11 protein-coding genes are annotated in these 12,055 nt (G+C 63.7%); all 11 read right to left on the bottom strand.

Annotation, left to right across the window (positions count from 1 at the left end; translation table 11 throughout):
- Window positions 1–84 precede the first annotated feature (84 nt).
- A complete protein-coding gene (locus tag QO033_RS04165; protein ID WP_284479670.1) occupies window positions 85–528 on the bottom strand; it encodes an acyl-CoA thioesterase in 444 nt (147 codons plus the stop codon).
- Window positions 529–537: 9 nt separating this feature from the next.
- Window positions 538–1,734 carry a benzoyl-CoA 2,3-epoxidase subunit BoxA gene (boxA, locus tag QO033_RS04170; protein WP_284479671.1) on the bottom strand — a complete coding sequence of 399 codons (1,197 nt, stop codon included), beginning with the start codon at window positions 1,732–1,734 and terminating at the stop codon, window positions 538–540.
- On the bottom strand, window positions 1,731–1,907 hold the full coding sequence (locus QO033_RS04175; protein ID WP_284479672.1) for a hypothetical protein: 177 nt from the start codon (window positions 1,905–1,907) through the stop codon (window positions 1,731–1,733). Before QO033_RS04175 ends, boxA begins: the two co-directional genes overlap by 4 nt.
- Window positions 1,908–2,089: 182 nt before the next feature.
- Window positions 2,090–3,541 (bottom strand): benzoyl-CoA 2,3-epoxidase subunit BoxB, encoded by a 1,452-nt coding sequence (gene boxB / locus QO033_RS04180; RefSeq protein WP_284479673.1) that lies wholly within the window; start codon window positions 3,539–3,541, stop codon window positions 2,090–2,092.
- Window positions 3,542–3,596: 55 nt separating this feature from the next.
- Window positions 3,597–5,255 (bottom strand): 2,3-epoxybenzoyl-CoA dihydrolase, encoded by a 1,659-nt coding sequence (gene boxC / locus QO033_RS04185; RefSeq protein ID WP_284479674.1) that lies wholly within the window; start codon window positions 5,253–5,255, stop codon window positions 3,597–3,599.
- 159 nt (window positions 5,256–5,414) lie between these two features.
- Complete coding sequence (locus QO033_RS04190) at window positions 5,415–5,759, bottom strand: DUF309 domain-containing protein (RefSeq protein ID WP_284479675.1); 345 nt, start codon at window positions 5,757–5,759, stop codon at window positions 5,415–5,417.
- A gap of 114 nt (window positions 5,760–5,873) precedes the next feature.
- A complete protein-coding gene (locus tag QO033_RS04195) occupies window positions 5,874–6,701 on the bottom strand; it encodes an alpha/beta fold hydrolase (RefSeq protein WP_284479676.1) in 828 nt (275 codons plus the stop codon).
- The gene (locus QO033_RS04200; RefSeq protein WP_284479677.1) at window positions 6,701–8,239 is read right to left on the bottom strand and encodes a benzoate-CoA ligase family protein; all 1,539 of its coding nucleotides are present in this window, start codon (window positions 8,237–8,239) and stop codon (window positions 6,701–6,703) included. Before QO033_RS04200 ends, QO033_RS04195 begins: the two co-directional genes overlap by 1 nt.
- 303 nt (window positions 8,240–8,542) lie before the next feature.
- On the bottom strand, window positions 8,543–10,039 hold the full coding sequence (locus QO033_RS04205; protein WP_284479678.1) for a TRAP transporter large permease: 1,497 nt from the start codon (window positions 10,037–10,039) through the stop codon (window positions 8,543–8,545).
- Entirely contained in the window at window positions 10,036–10,620 is a 585-nt protein-coding gene (locus QO033_RS04210) for a TRAP transporter small permease (protein ID WP_284479679.1), read from the bottom strand. The genes QO033_RS04205 and QO033_RS04210 overlap by 4 nt, the downstream gene beginning before the upstream one ends.
- A 67-nt stretch (window positions 10,621–10,687) precedes the next feature.
- A complete protein-coding gene (locus tag QO033_RS04215) occupies window positions 10,688–11,734 on the bottom strand; it encodes a TRAP transporter substrate-binding protein (protein ID WP_284479680.1) in 1,047 nt (348 codons plus the stop codon).
- Window positions 11,735–12,055: the final 321 nt, after the last annotated feature.

Below are 12,055 nucleotides of genomic sequence, written 5' to 3' on the forward strand. Positions count from 1 at the left end.
AATCTAGACTGCCGCAGGGGGAAGGATCAATGCGTTTCGCCGCGTCCGCCCCGAACCTGCAGTATTCTGCGGCCTTGCCGCGCCTCAGGGACAGATCAGCGGCAGCACCAGATCGCGGATCGGCGGCGGCGCCTCCTGCGAGGTGAAGCTGTCGGCCACGGTGAAGACATTGACGAACTGCCCCTTGAAGCAGAGCGTACCGTCCTGCAGCCCGTCGACCCGGAAGGTGATGGATTTCTGCCCCAGACGGCTCGGCCAGACCCGGCAGATCAGCCGGTGGCGCGGCGTGACCGGCGACAGGAAATCCAGGCTCATGTGGACGAAGGGCGTCCCCATGTTCAGGTCCAGCTCCATGTGATACCAGCCACCGCCCAGGTGGTGATCCCACCAGGCGTCGATGGCATCCAGCGCGAAATAGGGCAGCCGGGCGGTATAGGCGATCCTCGCCGGATCGCAGTCCGCCCAGGTCACCCGGATGCTGTGCTCGAAGGGGGGCGGCAGATTCTCCGCCGCGGCCGGTTCCGTCATCCGCCCGTCCTAATAGGTTTCGACGTGGTAGCGCCCTTCGCCGCGCATGGTGTCGCGCAGCGCCCCCCAGGGCTGACCAATGCTCTCGGCGATATTGGTCAGGGTCTTTTCCACCCCTTCCTCCATCCCGCGTAGCCCGCAGATATAGATATGGGTGTTGGGATCGGCGAGCATTTCGGCCACCTCCTCCTCTTCCGACACCATGCGGTCCTGCACGTATTCCTTGTCTTGGCCGGGCACCCGGCTAAACACCAGATGTTTCTTCAGCAGCGCATCGGGCACTTTGTTGAGCGGGCCGAAATACGGCAGGCTGTCAGGGCTGCGAGCGCCGAAGAACATCACCATGCCGCCGGATTTGGCCCCGACCGTCCGCTGACGGCGCATGGTGAAGGCGCGCATCGGCGCCGATCCGGTGCCGGTGCAGATCATCAGCAACCGCGCCTGCGGGTCATCGGGCAACAGGAAGGTGGCGCCAAAGGGTCCGGTCAGCCGCACCTTGTCGCCCTTTTTCAGATCGCAGACGTAGTTGGAGCACAGCCCGCGGTCTTCCCGCTTCACGGTCAGCGACACGTTGTTGAAATTCGGCCGTTCGCCGTCGCGCGGGCTCGACACCGAATAGAGCCGCGGCAGATGCGGTTTACCCTCGGCGTCCTGCCCCGGCGGGATAATGCCCACGCTCTGCCCCTCCAGCACTGGAAAGGGTAGCCCGCCCAGATCCAGGATGATGTGACGCACATCGGTGTCGGCGCCTTCCGCCGTCAGCCGATAGTTGCCCTGCACCGTCGCCACCGCGGGCTTCGACAGGTTGTACATGTTGATCGTCGGCTTGGAGGCACTGGCCGGGGCCTTGGCCTTGCCGCCGGCCCCGGCATGCGCCTCGGCCAGCAGCGCCGCCATCGCGTCGTCGAGCGCCTCCAGCCCGGTTTCCGCCTCGCCGCCGGCGGTCTCGATCTCTTCCTGCGCCGGCAGTTCGTCCCAGTCGAACTGCGCCTCCAGCGAATAGGGCTCGTTCACCACCCGCCACTCGTCGATGGAGCCTGTGGGGCAGACCGGGATGCAATCCATGCAGAAATTGCACTTCTCCGCATCGACCACGACGTTGTTGTCGTCATGTTCGATCGCCTCAACCGGGCAGGTCATTTCGCAGGTGTAGCAGCGAATGCAGATTTCAGGGTCGATCAGATGCTGTTTCAGCGGTTTATTCATGGAGTCTCGCGCTTTTTGCTCAGGATCACCTCTGGCACCACCAGAGCGTCGATCAGCGCCATGCAGAGGCCGACACAATTTTCGCAGCCGACGCAGGGCCCGTTGAGCTGAGAAATCTCAACCGACAGGGCGTTCAAACGGGGCGTTTCGGATTTGGACCTGCTGATGTTCATGGCAGATGCTCCGTCTTGCGTGGGTTTTGTGTCGAACCGGACTGGCAGACCGGATCCCGGAAAAAGCACTTCCGATTCCTACTCTACCACATCCCGGACCATCACGGCAAAATCGCCTTGGCGGAGCGCGGGGGTCCGGCCCGGGGCAGCCCGCCCCGAGCCGAAAGGTTCGGCACCTTTGATCAAGCCATGTGCAGCTTGACGTATTCGAAGTCGCCGGGCTTGTTGTCGATCCCGACCTTCGGCGGCGCGATCCAGCTGGCATACTGGCCCGGCTCGGTGCAGGGCTTCATCAGCGACTGGATGAAATCGCCATCGGCGTGGGTCGGCAGCCATTCGGTGACGCCGGCATCGTATTCGGCGCCGCTGACCAGCTGGCCCTCGGGGTTGAACAGCTTCTCGGCGAAGACGCCGATCTTGCGGTTGAAGGACTCATGCGGCAGCTTCATCTCGAAAGCGACGCCGTATTTCTCGATGATCTTGTTCCAGCGGGTCACGCCACCCTGCGCATCGCGGGTGTAATCGTCGCGCAGGCGCATGTTGATCGCGGTCAGTGCCGGCACTTCCTTCTGCACCGCCTTGCCGTCCTCGAAATCCCACACCGTATAGGTGTCGGCCTGCAGCATGTGATCGTCCTTGATCCGATGCTCCATGTACCGGCCCTTGATCCCGGCATTGAAGGCATTGGCCGCGTTGGTCGAAACCTCCTGGCCGAACAGGTCCAGCGACAGGGTGTAATGCAGGTTCAGCTTCTTCTGGATGGTCGGCAGGTCGATCACCCCGAAGGAGCGGATCTTCTCGATGTCATAGGGATCCTCGATCCCGTGCTCCTGCATCACCTCACAGGTCTTCTGGATGGTGCGGCCGACCCCGGTTTCGCCCACGAACATGTGGTGCGCCTCTTCGGTCAGCATGAAGCGGCAGGTGCGGCTCAGCGGGTCGAAACCCGATTGCGCCAGGCTTTCCAGCTGCATCTTGCCGTCGCGGTCGGTGAAATAGGTGAACATGAAGAAGGACAGCCAGTCCGGCGTTTCCTCATTGAAGGCCCCCAGCATCCGCGGCGCCTCTTCCGAGCCGGACGAGCGCAGCAGCAGATCGTCCGCCTCTTCGCGACCGTCGCGGCCGAAGTACTTGTGCAGCAGATAGACCATCGCCCAGAGGTGGCGGCCTTCCTCCACATTGACCTGGAACAGGTTGCGCATGTCGTAGAGCGACGGTGCCGTCAGGCCCAGGAATCGCTGCTGTTCGACCGACGCGGGCTCAGTATCGCCCTGGATCACGATCAGCCGTTTCAGCAGGTTGCGGTATTCACCGGGAACCTCCTGCCAGGCGGGCTCGCCGAAATGCTCGCCGCAGGGGATCGTGCGCCCCTCGACCTGCGGTGCCAGCAGGACGCCCCAGCGGTATTCCGGCATCTTGACATAGTCGAACTTGGCCCAGCCCTTGGGGTCGACCGAAACGGCAGTGCGCAGATAGACCAGCGACTGCTGGAAATTCTGCGGGATCAGGTCCGACCACCAGTTGATATAACCGGGGTGCCATTTTTCCAGCGCCTTCAGAACCCGCTTGTCCGAGCTGAGCCCGACGTTGTTGGGAATTTGCGTGTCATAGCTGACATTGATCAGATCGAGCATTCATCCTCTCCCTCAAAAACAGCGGGCGCGCGACATCCGCGCGCCCATCGGCCGGTCAGACCCGTTCCATATTGTAATCGCCGCGGATGCCGGTGCCGTAGCGCTGCAGCGCCCCGTCCTTGCCCACCGCGTTCGGGCGCTGGAAGATCCAGTTCTGCCAGGCCGTCAGGCGGCCGAAGATCCGGGTTTCCATCGTCTCGGGACCGGCGAAACGCAGGTTCGCCTCCATCCCGGTCATCGCATCGGGGCTGAAGCTGGCGCGTTCCTCCATGAAGATGCGCACCTCGTCTTCCCAGTCGATATCGTCGAAGGCATAGGTGATCAGCCCCAGCTTGTCGGCCTCGTCGGCCTCCAGTGGCTCACCGATCTTCTCCTTCAGCGCCTCGACCGCTTCCGGCGCGCCGAGGAACCGGGTCTCCAGCCGGCTCAGATCGTTGCTCATCGGATAGAGACCGAAGTTGGCCGGCGTCAGCGTCACGGTGGCCAGCGGCCGGTTGTCGCCCTCGAACTCCTCCAGCATCATGTAGCTGCGGTCGCAGGCCCAGAGCAGCTCGGCCAGGACCCCGGCAAAACAGCTGCCGTGCTCGACCATCGCCACCATCGAGCGCGAGGTCAGATCGACCCGTTTCAGCACCCGTTTCCAGTATTTCAGGATCTCGTTGGCCAGCCAGTGATCGGCATTGTCCATCAGCAGCTTTTCATGCGCGATCAGCTTTTCCGGATCGCCCTGGCTGGCGAAGGCCAGCAGGCCGATCTCGCGTTCGTTCAGCCGCAGATGCAGGATTGCATCGTCCAGTTCGCGCGCCAGCCGCAGCATATATCCGTCGCTGCCCTGCGCCTGCACCTCCTCCATCGACGCCGGCGCCTCGGCATCCGGGCCGGACAGCGTGATGGTCGCCTTGCGGCCGTCGCGATCGATGCTCACCTCGACCAGAGAATAGGTGATGCTGTCGTCGCCGAAACGGCGGTCCAGCGGCTTCAGCGCGATGCCGGTGGCGCCGGAGACCTTGGTCGACTGTGCCGCGAATTCCTTGGCACGCTCCTGCACCGCGGCGTCGAACTTGGAGTTCGGCACCACCTCGTCCACCAGCCGCCAGTCGACGGCACGCTGGCCCTTCACCCCTTCCTCGACCGAGCAGAAGACATCGGCCAGATCGCGGCGCACCTTGCGCTTGTCGGTGACCCGGGTCAGCCCGCCGGTGCCGGGCAGCACCGCCAGCAGCGGCACTTCGGGCAGCGCCACCGAGGAGGAGCTGTCGTTGGTCAGCATGATATAGTTGCAGGCCAGGGCCAGCTCGTAACCGCCACCGGCGCAGGCGCCCTTGACCGCCGCCACGTATTTCTGGCCGGAGTCCTCTTCCGCCGCCTCAAAGGTGTTGCGGGTCTCGTTGGTGAATTTGCAGAAGTTCACCTTGTGCGCGTGGCTGGCGCCGCCCAGCATGCGGATATTGGCACCGGCGCAGAACACCTTGTCCTTGCCCGACTGCATCACCACCACCTTCACCTCGGGGTGTTCGAAGCGCATCCGCTGCACGACGTCGGCCAGTTCGATATCGACGCCCAGATCGTAGGAGTTCAGCTTGAGCTGATAGCCATCGAACAGCCCGCCGTTCTCGTCCACATCCATGAACAGATTGGCGACCTCGCCATCATACTCGACCCGCCAATGACGGTAGCGGGAAGGGTCGGTTTGAAAATCGATCACTTTGGCCATGTTCGCGCTCCTGAGAACTCTTGCTGATGTGCACTTTAGGACATCAATCCGATTGCGTAAACAGATTTATGCATAATAGTGCGTATATCGTTTCGTTGTATTTCAGTTATTTAGCGGCAAGCAGAGAATTTTTCCGCCCAATACCGCGCCCCATCCACACTATTGTGCACTATTGTGCATATAGAATCGAGACGCTTGCAACAGCGCCTCGGCCCGGCCCGGGGCAATGCCCATCGCGGCGGCCCCCTCGGGCCCCGCCTCCGCCAGATGGGCATGGGCGCGGGCCGCGATCCGGGTCACCGCCGCAGGACGGCCCATGCGCGCCTTCAGCCCGGCATTGGCCACCTGGATGACGCCCTGCGCGAAGACCCGGGCACGGGAATTCTGCGGCAGCGCCATCCAGACCGGCTCGAACAGCTCATGCGCTTCCCAGCAATAGCCGGCGTCGAGAAACCGCCAGCCGCCACACCAGGCCGCGCTTGCCGCCAGATCCGCCACCGACATCCCTTGCCGCGCCGTCGCGGTCAGCGCCGCGAAAGCCCCCTCCGCCGGGCGCGGTGTCCGCCCCGGCAGATAAGGCCCCGGAAGACAGGACGCGGAGGGCGGCGGCACCGGCATTCAGACCGGGACCACCTCGGCCGCCTCGATCCGGGCCAGCCGGGCGGCGAATTCCGCCGTCTCCGCCAGCACCGCCTCGGATTGTTCGAACTGCGGCGCGTGGCGGCAATCGTCGAGGATCGCCAGATCGACCGGCGCATAGGATCGCGTCTCGATCTCCTCGATCTGGGCAAGCGTGCCGTATTGATCGTCCCGCCCCTGAATTGCCAGCACCGGCACCCGGAGATAATCGATCACCTCCGCCACGTTCCAATCGACGAACCCGGGGTCGAGCCAGACATCGTTCCAGCCGCGGAAGGCGCCTTCGGGGTCGCGGTGGTATTTCGCCATCCGGTCCTTCATGTCGGTGGTCTCGAACAGCTGTTTCGCCTTTGCGATCTCGGCCAAACCCATCGGTTCGGTGAAGAAATGCGGCGCCATCAGGATCAGCCCCCGCACGCGGAAATCCTCGACGCTGCCGGCATAGATCGCGGCGATGGTGGCGCCATCGGAATGACCGAACAGGATGCACTGCCGCACCCCTGCCCGATCCAGCACCCCGGGCAGCACATCCACCGCCTCGCGGGTCATGAAATCCAGCGGCCGCGGCAGCTGCACCGGGTCCGACTGGCCATAGCCCCGGCGGGAATAGACCAGAACGCCCATGCCGGTCCGCTGCGCCAGACGCGCCGGGAAATCGCGCCAGAGCGCGGCGCAGCCCAGCCCCTCATGCAGCAGAACGATGGTCATCGCCTGATCCGGCGCCGGACCGTAGCACTGGTATTCCAGCGTCACCCCGTCGATGACCAGCGGCGTCGCCGGCTGTGCCGACCAGTCCAGATGCGCCATCACGCGGCCCCCCTCAGCTTGTAACGCTGGATCTTGCCGGTGGCGGTCTTCGGCAGCTCCTCGACGATCTCGACCCAGCGGGGATATTTCCACATGCCGATCCGGGTTTTGACGAACTCCTTCAGGTCGCAGATCAGCGACGGATCGGCTCCCGACTTCAGCACGATATAGGCGGCGGGCTTGTCCAGCCCCTTGTCATCGGCCCGCGCCACCACCGCCGCCTCCAGCACGGCGGGATGTTCGATCAGGGTCTGTTCCACCTCGAAGGGCGAAACCCAGATGCCCGAGACCTTGAACATATCGTCGGTGCGGCCGCAGTAGACATAGCGCCCGTCCGCGGTGCGTTCGTATTTGTCGCCGGTTCGGGTCCAGTGCCCGGCGAAGGTCGACTGCGACTTGTGCCGCCGGTTCCAATAGCCGTCGGCCGAGGACGGGCCGCGCACCAGCAGCTCCCCCACCTCGCCGGCGCCGACTTCTTCGTCGTGCTCGTCGACCAGCCGCACCTCATACCCCGGCACTGGCACACCGGAGGTGCCGTAGCAGATGTCGCCCGGACGGTTCGACAGGAAGATATGCAGCATCTCGGTAGAGCCGACGCCGTCGATGATTTCAGCCCCCCAGAGCTTTTCCCAGCGCTCGCCGATCTCGCGCGGCAACGCCTCGCCGGCGGAGGTGCAGATGCGGATGCAATGTTCCGGCATTCCGCCCTTCGCCTCCTGCGCCGCGACCATCGCGGCATAGAGCGTGGGCACCCCGCAGAAGACGGTCGGGCGCTCCTCCGCCATGATCTGGAACACCGAATCCGGGGTCGGGCGGCCGCCGTAAAGGATCGCGGTGGCCCCCACCGACAGCGGGAAGGACATGCCGTTGCCCATGCCATAGGCGAAGAACAGCTTGGCGACGGAGAAGACCACGTCATCCTCGCGAATGCCCAGCACCTGCGCGCCGAAGCTGTCGGCGGTCGCCTTCAGGCTGGCATGCACATGGCGCACCCCCTTGGGCAGCCCGGTCGAGCCGGAGGAATAGAGCCAGAAGGCCAGTTCGTCCTCATGCGCCTCTACCGTCTCGGCCGGTTCGGCGCCATCGACGAAATCCATGTAGCTGTCGGTGCCCTCCGGCGCATCGCCGATCACCACGATCGCACGCAGATAGCGGTTGTCGGCCACCGCCGGCGCCACCACCGGCCAGAGATCCTCGGACACCACCAGGATCGAGGCGCGGCTGTCGTTCAGGATCGCCTCGTAGATGTCGCTGGACAGAAGCGTGTTCAGCGGCACCGGAATCGCGCCGGCCTTCAGCGCGCCCCAGAACACCACCGGGAATTCGATCTGGTCGCGGACGATCATCGCCACCCGCTCCTCGCGCCGCACGCCATGACGGGTCAGGGCACCGGCGAACCGCGCCGTTTCCTGGACCAGCTGTGCATAGGTCAGGCTGCGCCGCGCGCCGTCGGCCTCGCGAAAGGCAACCTTGTCGCCACGCCCCTCTTCGATGTGACGGTCGACAAAATAGGTCGCCGCATTGCCGGATGCCTGCATGAGTCCTCCTCCCATTCCGGTACTGATGGCCCCTCCGTGAGCCGCTGGCCCGGGCTGGCAGTTCCTCCTCCGCCGGCGCCGGGACTCGCTTGCTGTCATCATGCATTTTCGGGGCAAGTATGCAAGATAATGCTTACGTCATTGGCATTATTTTGCATAATTCGGATGTCGCTGGGGAAGACCGCCAGCGGCGCGGGATCCCGAACAACAACCGGCACATCGGATTAAGCTGATGAAAATCCAATGAAAAAACCCGGCCCCCAGACTGGGGACCGGGCTGACTGTCTCGGCCTGCGACCGTCGCTAGCGTATCAGGAACAAGGTAATTGCCGGGAAGGCGACCAGGATGATCACCCGGATGATGTCGGAGCCGACGAAGAACATCACCGCCTTGTAGGTGTCGACCATCCGCGTGGTGCGGTCCATCGCGTTGATGATGAACAGGTTCATCCCCACCGGCGGGGTGATCAGCCCGACCTCCACCACGATCAGCACCAGGATGCCGAACCAGATGGCGACCTGTTCGGTCTCGATCCGGTTGGCCATGCCCCGGGTCATGCGGATATCGAGCGCCTTCATCTGCTCGCGCGTCAGTTCCGCGCCGGAGGCGATGGCGTTCTTGATCGAGGCGAGCATATCCGCCCCCATCCCCTCGGGTACGCCGTGGCGCAGCACATCCATTGCCATGTCGGCCTGCAGATCCGCCAGGTGCACCAGACCGAAATCCATTGCGCTGATCACCGGATAGAAGATCGGGATGGTCAGCAGGATCATCGACAGGCTGTCCATCAGGCAGCCGAACACCAGATAGAACACCAGGATCAGCCCCAGCACCACCCAGGGGCTGAAGCCCTGACTGACAACGAAGCTGGACAGTTCCTGCGGCACCTGGGTCAGCGCCAGGAAGCCGTTATAGAAACCCGCCCCCAGCACGATGAAGAAGATCATCGCGGTGGAGCGCGCGGTGACATAGAAGCTGTCGATCAGGCTCGACCGGTTGAGCCCGCCGTTCAGAAAGGCGATCAGACCGGTGCCCGCGGCGCCGACGGCGGCGCCCTCGGTCGGGGTGAACCAGCCCAGATAGATGCCGCCGACCACCAGCCCGAAGACCAGCAGAACCGGCCACACCCGCACCAGCGCGGCGAACCGTTCGACATAGGGCACCCGCGGCCGGGTGCCAGCAGCCTCGGGGAACAGCCGGACATAGACGGAGATCGCGATCACATAGCCCAGAGCCGCCAGCAGCCCCGGTACGAAGGCGGCCAGGAACAGCTTGGCAATGTTCTGTTCGGTCAGGATCGCGTAGATCACCAGAACCACCGACGGCGGGATCAGGATGCCCAGCGTGCCGCCGGCCGCCAGTGTCGCGGTGGAGAAGCCGCCGGCATAGCCGTATTGCTTCAGCTCGGGCAGTGCCACGCGGCCCATGGTGGCGGCGGTGGCCAGCGACGAGCCGCAGATGGCACCGAAACCGGCACAGGCGCCGATCGCCGCCATCGCCACACCGCCCTTGCGGTGACCCAGCCAGCCCTCGGCCGCCTTGAACAGCGCGTTCGACATACCGCCCAGCGTCGCGAAATGGCCCATCAGCAGGAACATCGGCACGATGGTCAGCGAATAGCTTGAAAAGGTGCTGTAGGCCTCGGTCTTCAGACGGGCGAAGGCCACGGTGGTTCCACCGGTGACGATGAACATGCCGCCGAGGCCGACGACGAACATCGCCAAGCCGATCGGCACCCGCAGGAAAATCAGCACCATCAGCGCCGGAAAGGAGGCGATTCCAACTTCAAGTGCGGTCATTGATCTGTCTCCACCCCGTCCCAGATCCGAATGCGGCCGGTCAGGAACTCAATGATCCGGACCACCGCCATATAAACGCCGACAACGGCGGCCATCACTGCCCCGATCAGGCTGGCGCCATAGGCCCACCAGACCGGAAACTGCAGCAGAAAGGAGGTTTCGCCGTAGCTTTTCTTCGACATCATGCCGTCGAACAGCTTCCAGGCGATCAACACCAGCACAGCGGCGAACAGCGCCTCGGTCACCATGCGCAGGAACCGGTTGACGCCGCGCGGCAGCATATTCGCCAGAACGTCCACCGACGCGTGGCCCGAGCTGATCTGACACAGCGGTATGAAGGCGAAGATGGCAAAGGCCACCCCGGCTTCGACCAGTTCGAAATCGCCGTTGATCGGGCCCACACCCAGATCGAGCATCCATCTGGACAGCCCCGGCGCGATGCCTTGCATCAGGCTACTGTGGAAGGCGCCGTTCAACAGCCGGCCGGCGATCGACAGGCAGGTGAGCACGATCAATGCGCTCAGAACCACCCCGCCGGCGACGGCCATGCCGCGCGCCAATCCCATCATCACTTTGTGCATAGGTTCCCACCCCCGTGAAAAAGGCCGCGGCAGGACACCCGCCACGGCCCCAAAGATCGCGTTGCGATCACTTCTCGTACATCGGAGTGTATTTCGCGATCAGCTCCTGCGCCTCGTCGATCAGCGCCTGACCGTCGATGCCCTTCGAGTTCATGTCCGCCACCCATTCGTCGTAGACCGGCTGGGCCGCTTCACGCCAGGCGGCGGTGTCTTCCTCGCTCAGGGTGATGATGTTGTTGCCCAGATCGACCGCGGTCTGACGCGCGGGCCCATCGGAATCGGCCTGGGTGCCACCCGCGAAGATCGAGAACTCCATCCCGGAATTGTCGTCGATCACCTTCTTCAGATCGTCCGGCAGGCTGTCGTACTTCGCCTTGTTCATCGCCAGGACGAAGGTGATGGTATACAGCGCCTTGCCGGTGAATTCCGTGTGGTTTTCAACCAGTTCCGGAACCTTCAGCGCAGTGGTCACCTCCCAGGGGATGGTGGTGCCGTCGATCACGCCCTTGCTCAGCGCTTCGGACACTGCCGGCACCGGCATGCCCACCGGGGTGGCGCCCAGATGGGTCAGCAGCGCGTTGACCTGACGCGACCCGCCGCGGATCTTCATGCCTTCCAGATCCTCGGGTTTCTCCACCGGATCGGCGGTGTGCAGCATGCCGGGGCCATGCACCCAGGCCCCCAGAATGTGCACATCCTTGAATTCGGTGTCCTTCATATGCTCTTCGAACATTTCCCAATAAGCGCGGGTGGTGGCGCGCGCATTGGTCATCATGAAGGGCAGTTCGAACACTTCGGTCGAGGGGAACCGGCCGGGGGTATACCCCACAACGGTCCAGACCACATCGGCCACCCCATCCATGACCTGATCCATCAGCTCCGGCGGCTTGCCGCCCAGCTGCATCGACGGATAGCGGTCGACCTTGATGCGGCCGCCGGAGTCCTTTTCGACGTTGTCAGCCCAGACATCCAGCACCAGCTTCGGCACATTGGCTTGCGCCGGCAGGAACTGGTGCAGCTTGAGCGTGACCTCCTGCGCCATGGCCGAGGTTGCCATCAGCGCGGCGATGGCGGAGCCACCGAGAACGCCCAGGACGGTTCTCCGTTTGGTCATTTGATTCCTCCCTTTGACCAGTAATGGCAATATAATGCCCGTTACGATCATTATTGCAATATATTGCCAGTCTTGCCGCGCAGACCCGCCCGATCCGGACTGTCTGTTGTGTCTCCTCCCGCAACCGACCTGCACGGCTGTCTGCTCTCTTTAATGTAACCACGCCCCTGTGGAAATCAGGATTTTGGTAACACCATTTCGATTTTGTTGTAGCAGCCGCGAATTTCCCGGCCTTGGCGGCCCCGTCGGCAATGGATTTTCCGCTCAGCCGGGGGCGGAAACGTGGAAACCGGCACCGGGCCGCGCCGGACACGGATCGCC

It is taken from the genome of Pseudodonghicola flavimaris (assembly GCF_030164425.1).
Taxonomy (GTDB): Bacteria; Pseudomonadota; Alphaproteobacteria; order Rhodobacterales; family Rhodobacteraceae; genus Pseudodonghicola; species Pseudodonghicola flavimaris.